At 71.4% G+C, this 16,986-nt stretch carries 16 protein-coding genes; 6 read left to right on the top strand and 10 right to left on the bottom strand.

Annotation, left to right across the window (positions count from 1 at the left end; genetic code table 11):
- Positions 1-128: 128 nt before the first annotated feature.
- From ACTVAJ_RS03140 to ACTVAJ_RS03120, 5 genes are all read left to right on the top strand, one after another.
- The gene (locus ACTVAJ_RS03140) at positions 129-347 is read left to right on the top strand and encodes a hypothetical protein (protein ID WP_470386483.1); all 219 of its coding nucleotides are present in this window, start codon (positions 129-131) and stop codon (positions 345-347) included.
- Complete coding sequence (locus tag ACTVAJ_RS03135) at positions 347-907, top strand: DUF6879 family protein (RefSeq protein WP_470386482.1); 561 nt, start codon at positions 347-349, stop codon at positions 905-907. The genes ACTVAJ_RS03140 and ACTVAJ_RS03135 overlap by 1 nt, the downstream gene beginning before the upstream one ends.
- 122 nt (positions 908-1,029) lie before the next feature.
- Positions 1,030-3,030 (top strand): ATP-binding protein, encoded by a 2,001-nt coding sequence (locus ACTVAJ_RS03130; protein ID WP_470386481.1) that lies wholly within the window; start codon positions 1,030-1,032, stop codon positions 3,028-3,030.
- A 164-nt stretch (positions 3,031-3,194) separates the two neighbouring features.
- The gene (locus tag ACTVAJ_RS03125) at positions 3,195-4,637 is read left to right on the top strand and encodes a basic amino acid/polyamine antiporter (RefSeq protein WP_470386480.1); all 1,443 of its coding nucleotides are present in this window, start codon (positions 3,195-3,197) and stop codon (positions 4,635-4,637) included.
- Positions 4,638-4,650: 13 nt separating this feature from the next.
- Positions 4,651-5,904 (top strand): arginine deiminase, encoded by a 1,254-nt coding sequence (locus tag ACTVAJ_RS03120; RefSeq protein ID WP_470386479.1) that lies wholly within the window; start codon positions 4,651-4,653, stop codon positions 5,902-5,904.
- Between the two features lie 87 nt (positions 5,905-5,991).
- Here the strand turns inward: ACTVAJ_RS03120 and ACTVAJ_RS03115 are convergent, their stop codons facing one another.
- From ACTVAJ_RS03115 to ACTVAJ_RS03105, 3 genes are read right to left on the bottom strand one after another with little or no spacing between them, the layout of a single operon-like run.
- Entirely contained in the window at positions 5,992-6,129 is a 138-nt protein-coding gene (locus tag ACTVAJ_RS03115) for a hypothetical protein (protein WP_470386478.1), read from the bottom strand.
- Between the two features lie 57 nt (positions 6,130-6,186).
- The gene (locus ACTVAJ_RS03110) at positions 6,187-6,684 is read right to left on the bottom strand and encodes a transmembrane transport protein (protein WP_470386477.1); all 498 of its coding nucleotides are present in this window, start codon (positions 6,682-6,684) and stop codon (positions 6,187-6,189) included.
- Entirely contained in the window at positions 6,681-7,229 is a 549-nt protein-coding gene (locus ACTVAJ_RS03105) for an RNA polymerase sigma factor (protein WP_470386476.1), read from the bottom strand. Before ACTVAJ_RS03105 ends, ACTVAJ_RS03110 begins: the two co-directional genes overlap by 4 nt.
- 120 nt (positions 7,230-7,349) lie before the next feature.
- Here ACTVAJ_RS03105 and ACTVAJ_RS03100 point away from each other — a divergent pair, with 120 nt between their 5' ends.
- Complete coding sequence (locus ACTVAJ_RS03100; RefSeq protein WP_470386475.1) at positions 7,350-8,045, top strand: alpha/beta fold hydrolase; 696 nt, start codon at positions 7,350-7,352, stop codon at positions 8,043-8,045.
- An 81-nt stretch (positions 8,046-8,126) separates the two neighbouring features.
- Here ACTVAJ_RS03100 and ACTVAJ_RS03095 read toward each other — a convergent pair whose 3' ends face one another.
- The 7 genes from ACTVAJ_RS03095 to ACTVAJ_RS03065 form a co-directional block, all read right to left on the bottom strand.
- Positions 8,127-9,854 (bottom strand): pyridoxal-dependent decarboxylase, encoded by a 1,728-nt coding sequence (locus tag ACTVAJ_RS03095; protein WP_470386474.1) that lies wholly within the window; start codon positions 9,852-9,854, stop codon positions 8,127-8,129.
- Positions 9,855-10,025: 171 nt separating this feature from the next.
- On the bottom strand, positions 10,026-10,499 hold the full coding sequence (locus ACTVAJ_RS03090; RefSeq protein ID WP_470386473.1) for an SRPBCC family protein: 474 nt from the start codon (positions 10,497-10,499) through the stop codon (positions 10,026-10,028).
- A gap of 237 nt (positions 10,500-10,736) precedes the next feature.
- On the bottom strand, positions 10,737-11,534 hold the full coding sequence (gene thyX / locus ACTVAJ_RS03085; protein WP_470386472.1) for an FAD-dependent thymidylate synthase: 798 nt from the start codon (positions 11,532-11,534) through the stop codon (positions 10,737-10,739).
- A gap of 142 nt (positions 11,535-11,676) precedes the next feature.
- Complete coding sequence (locus ACTVAJ_RS03080) at positions 11,677-11,817, bottom strand: GPGG-motif small membrane protein (protein ID WP_470386471.1); 141 nt, start codon at positions 11,815-11,817, stop codon at positions 11,677-11,679.
- 139 nt (positions 11,818-11,956) lie between these two features.
- Positions 11,957-14,176 (bottom strand): anthranilate synthase component I, encoded by a 2,220-nt coding sequence (locus ACTVAJ_RS03075; RefSeq protein WP_470386470.1) that lies wholly within the window; start codon positions 14,174-14,176, stop codon positions 11,957-11,959.
- Between the two features lie 306 nt (positions 14,177-14,482).
- On the bottom strand, positions 14,483-15,265 hold the full coding sequence (locus ACTVAJ_RS03070; RefSeq protein WP_470386469.1) for a response regulator: 783 nt from the start codon (positions 15,263-15,265) through the stop codon (positions 14,483-14,485).
- On the bottom strand, positions 15,262-16,890 hold the full coding sequence (locus ACTVAJ_RS03065; RefSeq protein ID WP_470386468.1) for a sensor histidine kinase: 1,629 nt from the start codon (positions 16,888-16,890) through the stop codon (positions 15,262-15,264). Before ACTVAJ_RS03065 ends, ACTVAJ_RS03070 begins: the two co-directional genes overlap by 4 nt.
- Positions 16,891-16,986: the final 96 nt, after the last annotated feature.

Genomic DNA, 16,986 nt, shown 5'->3' with positions numbered 1-16,986 from the left:
AAGTGGAACGGATACGGAGAAGGTACGTGGACGGGTAGTCCGTAAGTGGCCAGAAACCCTGCGGCCCAAGGCTTCCGTGTTAGTTTCGGGGTCCCGGTGCCGTCTTTGTGAGGCCTGATCGGAGCACCATGGAACTGGAACTGCTGGCCAAGGACGACAAGTCCGGAAACAAGGGATGCCCGTCCGTGTACATCAGCGACACGGGTGAGCTCATCGTCCAGGGCCCCGGCCTCGACGACGCCGATCTGGCGAAGTTGCAGAACCCCCTTCCCGGCGAGACCGCTGTGCGCATCTCCCCCGAGATCGTACTCAGGGCCGTCGAGCACTACCGGCAGCGGCAGGCGTGATGAGCACTGACACCATGTCGCGCCCCCTCACCGAGGGTGAGTTCGACCGTTTCTTCGAGGAGTGCAGGTACACGGCCTTCCGCCTGGAAACACTCCAGGTCTACGACGTTGGCTATGAGAAGGAGGCGTTCCGACTCTTCCTGAGGGACGGCGGCTTGATCACCGATGCGGCCCATGAGGAGTGGGCCCGTCTGGTCGGGGGCCAACGGCTGTTCCGCCGAGTCCACGTGGTGACCGAGCCTCTGACGGACTACCTGCGTTTCGAGTGTGTGTGGGCCTACCGTGCCAACATCAAGGCAGGCGAGGACGTCAACATCCTCCCCATCGTGGACGGCTCGTCCTGGCCCGAGGGCATCCCCCGTTTCGACTACTGGCTCTTCGACTCATGTCAGCTCGTGCGCATGAACTACGACTCCAACGGCCGAATGCTGGACCCCGAACTCGTGACCGACCCAGGTCAAATCGTCCAAGCCAACGTGATCCGTGACCGGGCCCTGCACGCCGCCGTCCCCTTCAGCAAGTACGAGAAGCGTTTCGACGCCGATATGCGACCCCTGTGACCACACACGACAACCCCACAACGGCCAACAACACCACGCACGGCTCCCCCGGAACCGTGTTGCAGGCAGGCACTGTCCACGGCGACGTACACATCAATCCAGGACACGCGACGCCGGCTCACGTGCCACGACAGCTTCCGTTCAACACGGGCGGTTTCGTGGATCGCACCGAGCACCTGGACTCCCTGGACGTGCTCCTGGAGGCAGCAGAGGGCTCCGTCCCCATCGCGACGCTGACGGGTGCACCCGGAGTCGGCAAGAGCGCTCTGGCCCTGCACTGGGCGCACCGGGTCCGCCCCCGCTTCACTGACGGAGACCTGTACGTCAACCTGCACGGGCACACTCCCGGCCCCCGGGCGGAGGCGGTCCAAGCGCTCGGCGTACTGCTCCGGGCGCTGAGCGTGCCACCGGAGCGCGTTCCGGTCGACCTGGACGGCCGATCAGCGCTCTACCGCTCCCTTCTTGACGGCAAACGCGTCCTGGTCGTGATCGACGACGCGCTCAGCGCCGAACAGATCCGGCCCCTGATCCCCGCCTCTTCCGGAAGCATGGTGGTCGTCACCAGCCGGAACACCCTCGCCGGACTTGTCGCACGGGACGGCGCGCGCCGCTTCTCCCTGGGCGTGCTCCCGAAGGACGACTCGGTGTCCCTGCTCAGAGAAGCACTCGGAACACGTGTGGACTCGGAGCCGGAAGAGGCGCATCGACTCGCCGGGCACTGCGCGCACCTTCCGCTGGCTCTGCGTGTGGCCGTCGAGCGCCTCGTGGACCGCCCCGGAGCCAGCCTGGGTGACCTCGTCCGCGAGCTCGCAGCCGAAGAATCCCGTCTGGACGCCCTTTCCGAGGAGGAGGACGAGTTGAGCGATCTGCGCGCCGTGATGACCGCTTCGTATCGCACCCTCACCCCGGATTCCGCGCGCTTCCTCCGAATGCTGGGGCTGCACCCCGGAGCCGAGTTCTCCAGCGCCTCCGCCGCCGCCCTCACCGAAACGACGCCCACCGAGGCACGGCGCCTGCTCGACAGGCTCACACGCTCGAACCTGGTGGAACGGATGCACCAGGACCGCTACCGCCTGCACGACCTGGTGCGCCTCTTCGCCGTCGAGCGGGCGAGGGAAGAGGTGCCGGGCATGGTCGAACCAGCGGTGCGCCGGGTGGCACGCTGGTATCTGCGGGCCGCGGCCAGGGCACAGCTGGCCGAGCACCCGCACTTCCCCACCGTGGAAGGCGATCCGGAGGACGCTCCGATTCCCGAGTTCGCGACTGCGCGGGACGCCCTGGAATGGTTCGAAAGGGAGCGCGCCAACCTCCTCGCAGCCCAACACGCCGCCTTCGACCACGGCGACCACGACACGGCCTGGCGGCTGGCCGCCTCCGTCTATCCGCTGTTCGAGGTGCACCGGCACTGGCATGAGTGGCGCGACATGCACCGGCTCGGCATCCGAGCCGCCGAGCGGGCGGACGACGCTTTCGGGCTGGCTCGCAATCATCTGGGGCTGGGGGACGCCGAGTGGCTGTTGGGCGACCTCGATGCGGCGGTCAACGCGTACCACTCGGCGCTTGAGGCCAACGCCGCTGCGGGAGACCTCTGGGTGGAGGGGTTCGCCCGACGGCAGCTCGGCGTGGTGGCCTGGCAGCGGGGAGAACGCGACGGGTCGGCCGTGGTCCACGCCAGACGCGCGCTTGAGGTGTTCCGGGAAGCAGGTGAGCGACGTGGCGAGGCGATGGCCCTGCTGAGTCTGGCCGACTTCGCGGTCGACTCGAACGACGTGGCGGAAGCACGCACCGACTGCCAGGCCGCCATCGACGTGTTCACCGACATCGGCGCGGTCTGGAGTGTGGCCTGGGCCCAGTGCACTCTCGGACGGATTCTCACCGGTTCGGGCAGAGCGGGTGACGCGGTCGGAGTCTACGAGACCGCCGTCACCGTGTTCGAGGACCACGGTGACGACGACAGTCTCGCCGTCGCCCGGACTGGTCTGGCCGATGCGCTCGTCGGGCTCGGCGACACGATTCGGGCCAGCGCGACGCTGAGAGCCGTCCTGGACCACTTCCGTGACCACAGCGACCACCGATCCGCCGATGTCGAGGCACGTCTGCACGCGATCGCCACGGACTCGTAGCGCGACGGCGTCCGGACATCGCGACACCCCCGACCACCCCGAGCCAAGACACAGCGTGTCGACGTGAACACGCACAGCATCGCTGCGAGCATCACCGGACGGGAGTGACCGGTTCCCCGGCACCCCGCGGACGAGGGCGCGTCGACGAGAAGGGCTCCGGCGAGTTGGCAGAGCAGCGAAGCACCGTGACGGGCGCCGAGAAGGTCGGCCTCCTCACCCTCACGGCCATGGTCGTGGGGTCCATGGTCGGCGCGGGGGTGTTCTCCCTCCCCCAGCGCTTCGCCCTGGAGACCGGGGTCGTGGGCGCGCTCGTCGCGTGGGCGGTCGCGGGCACCGGCATGCTCACGCTCGCGCTGGTCTTCCAGGGCCTGGCGCTGCGCAGGCCCGACCTGGACGCCGGGGTGTACGCCTACGCCAAGGCCGGGTTCGGCGAGTACGTGGGCTTCTTCTCCGCGGCCGGGTACTGGGCGAGCGCGTGCGTGGGCAACGTGACCTACTGGGTCCTCATCATGACGACCCTGGGCGCCGCCTTCCCCGTGCTGCTCTCCGGAGGCGGGCTCGTCGCGGTCATGGCGTCGACGGCGGGCCTGTGGTTCTTCTACTTCCTCATCAAGCGGGGCATCCGGGAGGCCACCGCGATCAACCGGGTCGTGACGGTCGCCAAGCTCGTCCCGATCCTCGTCTTCGTGCTCCTGGCGGCCCTCCTCCTGGACCCGGCCGTGTTCGCCGCCAACCTCACCGGCGCCGACTACACCGGCTCCCTGTTCGGGCAGGTACGCCAGACCATGCTCATCACGGTGTTCGTCTTCCTCGGTGTCGAGGGCGCGAGCGTCTACTCACGGCACGCCAGGCGCAGGAGCGACATCGGGCGCGCCACCGTCCTGGGGTTCCTCAGCGTCTTCGCGGTCTTCGCCTCGGTGACGATCGTGTCCTACGGGATCCTGCCGATGGAGCAGATCGCCGCGCTGCCCCAGCCGTCCATGGCCGGGGTGCTGACGGCGGCCGTCGGGCCGTGGGGCGGCGCGATGGTCGGCGTCGGACTGCTGGTCTCGGTCCTGGGCGCCTACCTGGCGTGGACGCTCATGGCCGCCGAGGTGCTGTTCGTGGCGGCCAAGGACCGGGACATGCCGCGCTTCCTGGCCGAGTCCAACGACCGGGACGTCCCGGTCAACGCGCTGTTCCTCACCACGCTGCTCTCCCAGGTCGTCCTGGTCGTCACCCTCTTCTCCGCGAACGCGTTCGACTTCGCGCTCGACCTGACGGCCGCGCTGTCGCTGATCCCCTACCTGCTGGCGGCCGCCTACGCCGTCAAGCTCGCCGTCACCCGGGAGACCTACGCCGACGACCTGCCCGCCACACGGCGCCGGGAACTGGCCGTCGCCCTGGTGGCCACGGTCTACACCGTCTTCCTGGTCTACGCCGCGGGACTGGACCTGGTGCTGCTCGGCTGCGTCTTCTACGCCCCGGCCACGTTCCTGTTCGCGCGCACCCGGCGCGAACGGGGCCGACGCGTGTTCTCCGCCCGCGAGGCCGCCCTCTTCGCCGTGGTGGTCGTGGGAGCGGTGGTCGGCCTGGTCGGGCTCGGCGCCGGATGGATCACCCTGTGAGAAAGGCAAGCGCATGGCAGTCGGCTCCACCCCGCCCGCGTACGGCGTCCACTCCGAGGTCGGACGGCTGCGCAGGGTCCTGGTGTGCTCGCCGGGGCTCGCCCACGAGCGGCTCACCCCGACCAACTCCGAGGACCTGCTGTTCGACGACGTGATGTGGGTCGAGGCCGCCCAGCGCGACCACCTCGACTTCGTGAACAAGCTGACCAACCGGGGCGTGGAGGTCGTCGAACTGCACGACCTGCTGGCGCGGACCATGGGCGTGCCCGGAGCGCGGACCTGGCTCCTGGACCGCACGATCATCCCCGACCAGGTCGGGCTCGGCCTGGTCGAGGGCACGCGCGCCTACCTCGACTCCCTCTCCGAGCGGGACCTGGCCCGCCACCTCATCGGCGGCCTGGCGGTCTGCGACCTTCCCCCCGACTTCCGCACCTCCTACGCGTCGATCCCCCAGAAGTCCCGCAGCCAGAGCGAGTACCTGCTGCCGCCGCTGCCCAACACGCTCTACACCCGCGACACCACCTGCTGGATCTACGGCGGGCTGACACTCAACCCGCTGTACTGGCCCGCCCGGCGCGAGGAGACCCTGCTCATGAAGGCGGTCTACCGGTTCCATCCGGAGCTGGCGGAGTCGACCGTGTGGTGGGGCGACCCCGAGCGGGACTGGGGGCGGGCCACCCTGGAGGGCGGCGACGTCATGCCCGTGGGCAGGGGGGCGGTCCTGGTCGGGATGAGCGAGCGCACCTCCCGCCAGGCGATCACCCAGCTCGCCAAGGCCCTGTTCGACGCCCGGGCGGCCGAACGCGTCGTGGTGGCGGCCATGCCCCGCCTCCGCGCGGCGATGCACCTGGACACCGTGTTCACCTTCGCCGACCGCGACCTGGTCACCGTGCACCCGGCGATCGTCGACGGGATCCGCGCCTTCTCCCTCCGGCCCTGCGACCGGGCCCCGGGGGTGGAGGTCACCGACGAGGGGGACGCCCGCTTCGTCGACGTGGTGGCCGACGCCATGGGGCTGCCCCGCCTGCGTGTGGTGGAGACGGCCGGTGACGTCTACGCCTCCGAACGCCAGCAGTGGGACAGCGGCAACAACGCCGTGGCCCTGGAACCGGGCGTGGTGTTCACCTACGACCGCAACACCCTGACCAACGCCGCGCTGCGCAAGGCCGGGGTGGAGGTGATCACCATCGTCGGCGGAGAGCTCGGCCGCGGCCGCGGCGGAGGGCACTGCATGACCTGCCCGCTCTCACGCGACCCGCTGGACTGAGCGGCGCCGCGCGCACGGCGCCGGTCCGGCGCGACCACCGGTTCCGCGGTCCGGCCCCGGCGCGGGACCGGACCGTGGAACCACAGGTCAGATCAGTATCAGGCCGATCCCGGCCAGCAGTGCCATGGCCGCCGGTGCGGTGAGCAGGAGGACGGTGCGCCCGCCCGCGCCGCGCAGGCGCAGGGCCAGGGCCAGCGGGCCGATCGGGGGAATCCTGTCGTTCACGGTCGTCTCCTCGGTTCCTCGGTGTCGCGGATGGACCGCGGCGGGGGCGGTTCGGGGTCAGGAAGCGTCACGGCGCAGAGCGTCCCGCAACCGCAGCAGGTCGCGGTGGCGGGAACGCGCCCGGAGCAGGACGGTCACCGCCGCGACGACGAGGGCGGCGGAGACCGAGGCGGCGGTCACCGCCTCGGCCGTGCCCGCGCGGGCCGCGGCCAGCGCCGTCCCGGCCGCACCGGTGACGACGGTGGCCGCGAGCGCGATCCGGGCGCCCAGGACCCGGTCCCGGGCGAACAGGGGGCGGCGCCTGGCCAACACCCAACCGGCGAAGGCGGCCCAGGCCAGACCGATCAGGACCAGCACGGCGAACGCGGCCTGGGTGCGCGCGGGAAGCGGCTGCGGCTCGGTGGCCCACAGCAGCGCGACCAGCGCCGCCATCCCCGCTCCGGCCAGCCCCAGGGACAGGTGGCGTATCCGGGATCCCAGCGACACCTCCGCGGCCAGGGCGCGCCGGAGCTCCTCGGGCACGTCCGGCCAGGCGTCCGGGTTCTGCTCGTTCATGCCTGGTATCCCCTCTCGGCGAGAACATCGCGCAACATGCGGCGCGCCCGGTGCAGTCTGCTCTTGACCGTGCCGGAAGGTACGCCCAGCACCTCCGCGCAGGCGGTCAGGGACAGGTCCTGGAGGTGGAACAGCACCAGGACCTCACGCTCCGGGAGCGGCAGCCCGTGGAGTCCGGCCTCGATCTGCATCGTGGTCAGCACACCGTCCAGGAGGCCGTCGTCGGCGGCGATCGCCTCCGCCTCCTCGACCGGCGCCTCCGACACCCGGTACGACCGTCGCAGGTGGTCGGCGACCACACGCCGGGCGATGGTGAACAGCCACGGGGCGAACCGCTCCGGTTCGCGCAGCCGGGGCAGGCCGCGCAGTACCGCGACCCACACCTCCTGGGCGAGATCGTCCGCCAGGTGCGCGGGACCGACCATGCCGCGCGCGTAGCGCCACAGCGGGACGTGCCAGACACGCACCAGCTCGCGGAACGCCTCGCGCTCCCCGAGCTGGCAGCGCACCACCAGCAGCCCGTCACGTCGCGCGTCGCCGCCCACCGCGCCCCCTTCGTGTCGCCTCTCATCAGAACAGTCCGCGTCGGCGGCGGAAAGGTTCACGGTGCGGCGCCCGGCGGTGCTGGCGGACCGGTGGTCCGACCCCTCCGCTACGGTGCCGCCATGGCGAATTTCGTGCTTGTGGCCGGTGCGTGGCTCGGATCCTGGGCGTGGGACGAGGTGGTCCCGGAGCTGCGGGCGGCGGGCCACGGAGCCCATCCCCTGACCCTGTCCGGCCTCGCGGAGAAGCGGGACGCTCCCGCCGGTCAGCGAACGCACGTCCGGGACGTGGTCGGCGAGGTCGAACGCCTCGGCCTGCGCGACGTCGTCCTGGTCGGACACAGCTACTCGGGCATCCCGGTCGGGCAGGCCGCCGGGCTGATCGGCGACCGCCTGGCCCGCGTGGTCCTGGTCGACGCCAGCGTCCCGGCCGACGGCGCGTCGTTCGTCTCCGCCTGGTGGGAGGGCCCGGCCGAACTGGAGGCCGCGATCGCCGGGAACGGCGGGTCCTGGGCGACGCCGACCGCGGCCGACCTCGACGGCCAGGGTCTCACCGAGGACCAGGTCACCCGGTTCCTGGACGGTGCGACGCCGCACCCGGGTGCCTCCCTGGCGGAACCGGCCACGCTGGCCGGCCCGCTCGGCGACCTTCCGGCGACCTACGTCAAGTGCCTGCTGGACGGCCCCGAACCGACCGCCGACGTGGCGGCGCTGCTGAACGGCGAACACTGGAGGCTGGTCACCATGGACACCGGCCACTGGCCGATGCTCTCCCGTCCGCGCGAACTGGCCCGGATCCTCGTCGACGCGGTGTCCTGACACTCCCGTGCCGCACACGGTGTGACCGAACGCCGCGGCCGGGCCCCTCCCGGACACGGCCGCGACGGCGTGCCGCCGGGGTCAGGCGAACCCGCGGTCGGTCATGGCGACCGCGTGCAGCACGTCGGCCTCCTCGTCCGGCGTGTACTGCGCCGGGATCAGGGCCTCGCTGGCGACCGGCCGCACGGCCTCCTTCGGGAAGGCGTCGTCATGTGTCAGGTCGGTGATGAGCCGGTCGATCAGCGCCTGGGTCACGTGCGGCATGGTGAACAGGTGGACGTAGTCCTTCACCTGCTTCCGCCCGGCCGGAACGGTGACCCTGGCCAGGGAGTACTTCTCGATGATGCTCTGGACGGGCGCACGGAACCGGACGCTGAGCGTGTGACCGGTCAGGTCGCACTCCAACGGATCCCAGCCCCTCTGCCGGAGCTTGGGGTCCACCTTCTCCCTCAGACACCTCAGGGTGTACTCGGCCCTCTCGTGACAGCTCCTGGCCATCTCCGTCTGCTCCGCGTGGGAGTGCTTGGCGAAGAAGTTCCACAGCACCGCCGCGGAGAAACCGTTGCGCGAACCGGCGAAGGTGGTGTCGGGAGAGCCGACGTAGTCCGCCATGGGCGGCGGCTGGAGCTGGAGCTTGCGCCGGGTCATGAACACCCCGCACGGCCACGGGCAGCCGGGGTACTTGTGCCCGCTGGCCACGATCGAGCTCACACCCGGCCTGTCCAGCCGGAAGTCGAACCTGGGGACCCTGATCCCGGCCTTGGCCAGGAACGGCACGTAGTTGGCGCCCAGCGCACCGTCGACGTGGATCCAGAACCCGTCGCGTGTGATCGTCTTCTCCGTGCCGCCCCTCCTGACCGTGAACTCGCGGTCGTAGAGGCCGTGTTCGGTGAACACCCCGTGCAGTTTCGGCAGCGCCGCCTCGACGTCATCGTAGGCGCCCTTGAAGGTGGTGCCCAGGTTGAGCACGATCACCACGGGATGGCCCTTGCCCGCGAAGTAGTCCACCGCGGCCGCGAGCTTGCCGATGTCGATACTGCCGTCGTCGTGGGAGGGGACCTCGGTCGGCCAGCTCTCGGTGCCCATGACCCGCCTGGCGTCCTTCTTGTAGTCCCGCTCCGGGTCGTTGCCCGTCTCACCGAACGTCGGGATGCCGAGCGTGTGCGCGCTCTTGGCGACCGAGTAGTGGGAGTCCTGCGAGAAGAAGGCGACCGGGGCGGTGGCGTTCGGGTTGTCCTCGACCGGTGCCGCCTGGCCCATGGCCAACTGCGGCACCCGGGTCTGCGCCTCCTTCGGCTCCAGCAGCAGGTACTTGCCGGACACGAAGTCGCGGGCGTTGAGCAGGCCGTAGATGTTGCCCTCCGACGAGCCCATGCTCAGCACGTAGCCCCACGCGCTCTCACGGTCGTTCTCGTCGTGGGGCCTGAGCCCCCACAGGTCGGCGTAGTAGGCCAGCACCGCACGCTCCATGGGCTTGGTGTGGGTGCGCAGGTTGCCGTCCCTGAACGGGTCGCCGATGTTGTTGGTGTGCACCCCGAGCAGTGTGACCAGGTCGGAGCTGACGTCGCTGAGGTTCTGGTTGACCTGGTAGCCGAGGAAGTTGCGGTGGTAGTAGTCGAGGTACCGCTCGAACTCGCCCAGGACCTTGGCGCGCTCCGCGCCGAGCCCCTCGGGTTTGAGCTCGAATCTGGACTCGACCAAATCGGGCGGCGCCTGGTCCGTACGGCCTTCGGCGCTCGTGCCCGGGGCCGCGGTGGCGGTCGGTCCCGTCATCTGTCGGGTGGCCGGGCTGCGCGTGCTGTCGTCCATGTCGTCTCCGGGACGGTGGGAACAGGAAAAATGACCGGCGGAGAAACCGCCGGTCACGTTCATTGCCCCGATGGGGTGCGGCCGCACCCACTGGAACTCAATACCATGTGTAACTTCTCGCAAACCGAACGTGATCATCCGCTCGGGGGGCGCCCGGTACCCCCGCCGGGATCAGGACTCCACGTGTGCCGCCAGGTTGGCCAGGGACGACGTGAGCCCCGCCTCGTGGTCGGCCGGTGCGATCCCCTCGGGGACACCGGTCGCCTCGACGGTCACCAGTGTGCCCCCGGGATGGTCGGCCAGGCTCCAGGTCATCGTCATCGTCCCGGCGAACGCGGGGTCCGGTGCGTCGAACACGGCGCGCTGCACGACCCTCTCCTGAGGCGCCAGTTCGACGAACTCGACCTCGACGACGTCACTGGCCGCCGACGTCTTGCCCCGTCCGGCCCCGGGGTCGTCGTAGGTCAGTTCCATCCGGAACCCTCCCCCGGGCCACGGTTGGAACCGGTCGATCCGCCCGGTCATCCCCTCCGGCGGCAGCCACCGCACAAGCGCCGCCGGCTGGGTCATCGCCGCGTAGACGGCCCCGGCGGACGCCCGGACGAGTCTGGACGCCCGGTCGACGCGCCGCTCATCTTCGACCACCGCTACCTCCCGTGCACGCTCCTCCGTTCCGGCCCACGCTAGCGGGGACCGGCGACGGACCGAGGGCGGCCACGGCCCGGAGGCATGACCCGCGGACACCGTCGCGGCACGGCGGGGAATCCCGGTTCCGTGACCGTGAGGGGAACCGGCCGGGCATCGGTGAACCGGTCCCGTGAACACGGCGCCGCCCGCCCCGGAGCGTCCGGGGCGGGCGGCGCCGTTGGTCAGGCCGGGGGATCAGACCTTGCGCCAGCGGGGCACCCAGGCTCCGTCGGTGACCTCGTAGTCGCCGAACAGCGCGGGCGCCTCCTTGCGGAGGGTCTCGCCGATGCTGTTGAACAGCAGGCGGATCTCCTCCTCCGCGCCCGGAGCCGTGCGCGCCTCCAGCGTGTGGCGCAGGGTCCGTACGTTCGCGGTCCACACCAGCCCGGTGGCGACGCCCTCGGGGGCGAAGCGGCGCATGAACGAGGTCTTGTGCTTCTTCTCCGCGAACTTGACGCCCTCGTCGTCGAGGCCGAAGTGGTCCGCCATCCAGAGCTGGAACTCCTCCATCCTCCGGAGCATCTCCTCGGCGCGCTCCATCAGCTCCGGGTCCTTCTCCGCCCACTCCGGGAACCAGAACGGCAGGTCGGCCAGGCGCACGAAGCGCAGCGACTCCTGCGACACGGCCACGCCGGGGCGGTGGCGGATGAGTTCGTGGGTGAGCACCCGGGACACGTTGTGCAGCACGAAGCTGAAGCTGATGTGCTCCAGCACGGACCCGTGCATGCTCGCCAGGATGTTGCCCAGGTACTGGTCCTGGTCCCGGCGCACGCGGGTCACGTTCGGGTTCAGCCCCGGTTCCCAGGAGCGGTAGCAGAGCCGGCCGGCGAACTCGGCGAGGTTCTGCGGGTCGTTGAGGTGGGCGTCCAGCTCACCGCGGTCGAAGCGCTCCAGCCACGCCTCTCCCCCGACCTCCTGGAGGTAGTCGGCGATCGCGTCGTAGTCCACCTGCGGACTGGCGACCAGACGTACCTGCGGCTCGACCTTCTTCACAGCACCCTCTCCTCATGGCTCCCCGTCCCCGGGCACGCGTCAACACCGTGACCTGGGGATTTCGCGGACCACGGGGGCGTGTACGGGGTTGGGCCGATTGGCCTTCCCCGAGGGTACACGTCCGGCGCCCGAACCCCGCTCCTCAGATGCCGTAGAAGTACCCGGGCGCGATGATCAACCCGACCACGATCGCCGCGATGCCCCAGAGCAACTGGCCGCGCAGAACACCCAGCACACCGCCGACGACGAGGATGAGCCCGAGAACAGTCAGCACGATACCCATACCGGTCCCCTGACCGGGAACGTGTGCGACCAACACCAGCCGGGCGTAACGTTTGGGCCTTGCGGGCCGCGGCCCGCGCGTGAGCCATCCCACGCACGGGCCGCCGCGGACCACCCCGTCGCTGTCGGGGCGGCCCCGGTCAGCCGCGGGCCAGTCGCAGCATCCGCGCCACGATGCCCTCGCCCACGGTCGCCGTCAGGATCGACTCGGGGTGGAACTGCACCCCGTACCACCGCGCCTCGGTGTCCTCGATCGCCATCACCACGGGGTGCTCCCCGTCCAGGACGGCGGTGACGTCGAAGTTCTTCACCAGCTCGGGCAGCGTGTAGGTGGAGTGGTAGCGGGCGGCGGGGAAGGCTTCCTGGCCGCCGATCCCCTCCAGCAGGCGTCCGCCGCAGACGCGCACCGGTCCCGGCTTGCCGTGCACGGGTTCGTCGAGCGTACGCAGCTCGCCCCCGGCGTGCTCGACCATGGCTTGGAGCCCCAGGCACACCCCGAACACCGGAAGTTTCCGGGCGGCCAGCTCGTCCAGCAGCGCGGCCATCCCGAAGTCCTCGGGCAGGCCCGGCCCGGGCGAGAGCACCACCAGGTCGGGCGCGAACCGGTCGAGCAGGGAGGGGTCGAACCCGTAGCGGACGGTGGTCACCTCGGCGCCGTGCCTGCGGACGTAGTCGGCCAGGGTGTTGACGAACGAGTCCTCGTGGTCGACCAGCAGGACCCGCATCCCCTCGCCGGGGAGTGCGGCGGCGGGTCCGCCGGCGTCGTCGGCGGAGGCGTCGCGGGGCGCCTCGGCCCCGCCCTCCCGCTCACCCAGCGCGAGCGTCTCCAGCAGGGCGCGCGCCTTGAGGAAGGTCTCGCGCTCCTCGGCCTCGGGGTCGGAGTCGTAGAGCAGGGTCGCCCCGGCCCGGACCGCGGCCACGCCGTCGCGGATGTGCGCGGTGCGCAGGGTCAGACCGGTGTTCATCGAACCGTCGAAGTTGATGACGCCGACGGCGCCGCCGTACCAGCGGCGCGGGCTGGTCTCGTGCTGCTCGATGAACCGCATCGCCCACGTCTTGGGCGCCCCGGTGACGGTGACGGCCCACATGTGGGTGAGGAAGGCGTCCAGGGCGTCGAACTCGCGCCGCAGGGTGCCCTCGATGTGGTCGACGGTGTGGATCAGACGCGAGTACATCTCGATCTGGCGGCGGCCGATGACCCGCACGCTGCCCGGTTCGCACACCCGCGACTTGTCGTTGCGGTCGACGTCGGTGCACATGGTCAGCTCGGACTTCTCCTTGACCGAGGAGAGCAGCTCCTGGATGTTCTCCGCGTCGCCGAGCGCGTCCTCCCCGCGGCCGATGGTGCCGGAGATCGGGCAGGTCTCCACCCGCTGGCCGGTTCCGGGCTCGCCGGTGACGCGGACGAACATCTCCGGGGAGGCGCCGACCAGGTACTCCCCCCCGCCCAGGTTGAAGAAGAACTCGTAGGGCGCGGGGTTGCGCTCGCGCAGCAGTTCGTAGAAGCGGGCCGGGGAGGAGCAGCGGGCGTAGGTGCGGTGGCCGGGCACGACCTCGAACAGGTCGCCGCGCCGGAACTTCTCCTTGGCCTCGGCGACGATGCGGGCGTAGGAGCCGGGCACGGGCCCCTCGGGGACCTCGGCGTCGACCACCTGCGGGGTCGGCTCGGTGGCGCGCTCAAGCCCGTCGGTGGCGGCCTCGGGGCGGTCGCCGTCGGCGGGGACGGTGAACTCGTAGGTGTAGCGCACACAGGTCTCGCGCTTGCGGTCGCGGACGACGACGGCGTCGGGCAGGTGCAGGACCAGGTCGCGGTCGGCGGGGTCGCGGTCGATGTGCGGTTCGACGGGCTCGAACTGGAAGGCCAGGTCGTAGCCGAACGCGCCGTACAGCCCCAGGTTGGCGTCCTCGGGGCTGCTCATGGCGGCGATGACGGCCCGGATCGCGGTGAAGACGCTGGGGCGGCGGCTGCGCTCCTCCTCGGTGAAGAACTCCCCCGCGTCGGGTTCGGGAACGGTGACCGCCACCCGGTCGGCGTCCCGCTCGCGGTCCCCGTCGGCCCCGACGGAGACCAGCGCGTCGGCGACGACGGGCAGCAGCACACGGCCGCGGGCGTTGAGGGCGGTGGCGGTGACGCGGCGGCCGCGCGCGGTGACCTCCAGGCACGGGTCCACGTACCCCAGGTGCCAGCGGTCGTAGCGGCCCGGATACTCCATTCCGGAGGAGAGGACGCCGCCGCGCCGGTACTCCACCGACCGGACGAGGTCGGTGAGCAGCTCGGGATCGCAGTCGGTGGCGGTGCGGCGGACGGTCACGCCGCCCTGGGTGCGGTACGTGGTGGTCGAGGCGTCGCTGGAGTTCACGGCCGGTCCTTCGGGCGCTGTGTCGGTCGGGTGGGTCACACCGGCCGGGGCCGTGGGAAAAGCAAAACGACCGCCGGTCCGGGGCGGTCGCTGGTCTCGGGTATACGAACCGGGTGCACCGCCTAGGAGCGGCGCCACCACTGGGTGTGACGGGTGGTCTCGGTTCGCATGGCACCGAGTGTAGCGGCTCACGCGGCCCCCGACCACCACCACGGGCGGCGAACGCGGCCCCCGTTCCCGTGCGGGGAGGCCTGTTCCCCGGCACGGTCGCCCCAAGCGCAGCGGAGGACCAAAGCGAACACGACCTCAGCCGCCCAGCCACCGGTAGCGGCGCTCGGGCCGCCCGGCGGTCCCGTACCGCAGCCGCACCTCGGCGCGCCCCTGCTCGGCGAAGTACTCCAGGTAGCGGCGGGCGCTGACCCGCGACACCCCCGTCTCCGACGCGCACTCGGCGGCCGACAGGTCCGCCGCGGCGCCGCCCTCGGACACGGCCCGGGTGAGCGCGGCGCGGACGAGGTCGGCGGTCTCGGGGGTCAGGCCCTTGGGCATGTTCCGGGTGGCGGCGGCGCGCTCCGGCGGCCGGGCGGCCCCGAAGGCGCGGTCGACGGCGTCCTGGTCGGGCGCGGTGTCGGCGGCCAGGTCGCGGCGGAGCCGGGAGTACCCTCGCAGGCGCTCGACCAGTTCGGCGGGTTCGAAGGGCTTGATGAGGTACTGCACCGCGCCGCCGCGCAGCGCCTGGCGGACGGTGGCGCTGTCCCGGGCGGCCGTGATGACCAGGACGTCGACCTCCGGCAGGTCGGTGCCCGCGTCGGGACCGCGCAGGCGGCGCAGGACGTCGATGCCGTTCATGTCGGGGAGGTAGACGTCCAGGAGCACCAGGTCGGGACGGGTCCGGGCGACCATCTCCAGGGCCTCGGCCCCCGTCCGCGCCTCCCCGACCACGGTGAAGCCGGGCAGGCGCTCGACCAGGGCCCGGTGGACGCGCGCCACCATGAAGTCGTCGTCGACGATGAGCGTGCGCACCGTCGGCTCCCCGCCCCGTTCAGCACCGTCGCCGTCCCGGCCGTCGGCGGCTCGGCTCGTGCTCATGAACTGTTCTCCTCGTCGTCGTGGCGGTCGTACAGGACTGCGGTGAACTCGGAGCCCGAGACGGTGACCTCGCCACCGCAGCGCGCGCACACCAGGCTCACGATGGCCAGGCCGAGGCCGCGTTTGCGGCCCGGGCCGCCCTTGGTCGTGTACCCGTGCTGGAACACCTCGTCGGCGAGTTCGCTCGGTACGCCCGGCCCCGAGTCGCGCACGGACACGTGCACCGGGTCGCCGTCTCCGCCGACCACGTCCACCTCCACCCAGGCGGGCCGGTCGGGCCCGGCGTTCTGGGTGGCCGCGTCCAGCGCATTGTCCACCAGGTTGGCCACGACCGTGACCAGGTCGGCGGCCAACTCCTCGGAGAGCTGGCCGAGGCGGGCCTCGGCGGCCACCCTGAGCTGGGCGCCCTGTTCGGCGGCCAGGCTCGCCTTGGCGATGAGCAGGGCGGCCAGCGAGGGGTCCTGGATGCGCTCGGTGACCTGGGCGCTCAACCGGGCGCGGGCGCCGCCGATCTGGCTGACGTAGCGGGCCGCCTCGTCGTACTCGGACAGCTCCAGCAGACCGGAGATGACGTGCAGCCGGTTGGCGAACTCGTGGGCCTGTGCGCGCAGGGTGTCGGTGGTGGTCTTGCTGGCGTCCAGTTCGTGCTGGAGCTCGGCCAGGTCGGTGCGGTCGCGCATGGTGGTGACCGACCCGACCGCGCGGCCCTCGGTCGCCAGCGGCATCCGGTTGAGCGCGACCAGCCGGGCCCCGATGGCCACGACGGTGTCGCGGCCGCGCACCCGCCCGACCAGGACGTCGCGCAGCCCCCGGGGCACGTCGAGGTCGGCCAGCGCGGTGCCGACGCTGTCGGGCGGCAGGTCGAGCAGGCGGACGGCGGCGTCGTTGACCAGGGTGACGCGGTCGTCGGCGTCCAGGCCCAGGACGCCCTCCTTGAGGCCGTGCAGCATGGCCTCGCGGTGCTCCACCAGCCGGGTGATCTGCTCGGGCTCCAGGCCCAGGGTCTGGCGTTTGACCCGGCGGGACAGCAGCAGCGATCCGACCACGCCGAGCACGCTGGCGATGCCGAGGTAGACGAGCAGGTTCGGGGTGGCCAGCACGAGCAGCTCGCCGGGGCCCGGGTAGTCGCTGCCCGCGACGACGACGCCGAGGATCGTCCCGCCCTCGCCGATGACGGGGACGGCGGCGGCGACCGTGCGCTGGCCGCCGACGTCGGTCACCCCGGTCCAGGCGCGGCCGTCCAGCGCGGTGGCCACGCCCGGCAGGTCGGCCTCGCCGGTCCCGTCGACGGGTCCGGGGCCGAGGGTGATCGGGCGCCCCCGGTCGTCGTGGACCACGACCAGGTCGGCTCCGGACAGGGCGCGGATGCTCTCGGCGAGGGGTGCCAGGACCTCCTCGCGCCCGGGATCGCCCAGCCCGACCCGGATGGTGTCGCGGGCGGCGGTGCTCTCGGCGACGGCGAGCATGCGTCTGCTCTCGGTCTGGCGCAGGCGGGCGTCGGACTGGGCGAGGGACACGGCACCCACCATGACCAGGACGGTGACGATGATGCCGAGCTGAAGGGCGAGGAACTGTCCGGCGAGGGTGAGCCGCCGCCCCGGGGTTCCGTCGCCGGCCCCGCTCACGGCCGCCCCGCCGTGGTCGGCGCGGGCTCGGGAGCCGCCGTGAACACTACGAACACAACGTCCGTTACCTCCGTTGTCCGCACAACCATCACAACA

The organism is Nocardiopsis sp. KDC1DS13DA1 (assembly GCF_055632325.1).
This window is presented reverse-complemented; position numbering and strand designations above follow the sequence as displayed.

Excerpts from the sequence above, each read along its gene's own strand:
- ACTVAJ_RS03140 (WP_470386483.1), top strand. The coding sequence starts at position 129 with ATGGAACTGGAACTGCTGGCCAAGGACGACAAGTCCGGAAACAAGGGA.
- ACTVAJ_RS03135 (WP_470386482.1), top strand. The coding sequence starts at position 347 with ATGAGCACTGACACCATGTCGCGCCCCCTCACCGAGGGTGAGTTCGAC.
- ACTVAJ_RS03120 (WP_470386479.1), top strand. The coding sequence starts at position 4,651 with ATGGCAGTCGGCTCCACCCCGCCCGCGTACGGCGTCCACTCCGAGGTC.
- ACTVAJ_RS03110 (WP_470386477.1), bottom strand. The coding sequence starts at position 6,684 with ATGAACGAGCAGAACCCGGACGCCTGGCCGGACGTGCCCGAGGAGCTC.
- ACTVAJ_RS03100 (WP_470386475.1), top strand. The coding sequence starts at position 7,350 with ATGGCGAATTTCGTGCTTGTGGCCGGTGCGTGGCTCGGATCCTGGGCG.
- ACTVAJ_RS03095 (WP_470386474.1), bottom strand. The coding sequence starts at position 9,854 with ATGGACGACAGCACGCGCAGCCCGGCCACCCGACAGATGACGGGACCG.
- ACTVAJ_RS03080 (WP_470386471.1), bottom strand. The coding sequence starts at position 11,817 with ATGGGTATCGTGCTGACTGTTCTCGGGCTCATCCTCGTCGTCGGCGGT.
- ACTVAJ_RS03070 (WP_470386469.1), bottom strand. The coding sequence starts at position 15,265 with ATGAGCACGAGCCGAGCCGCCGACGGCCGGGACGGCGACGGTGCTGAA.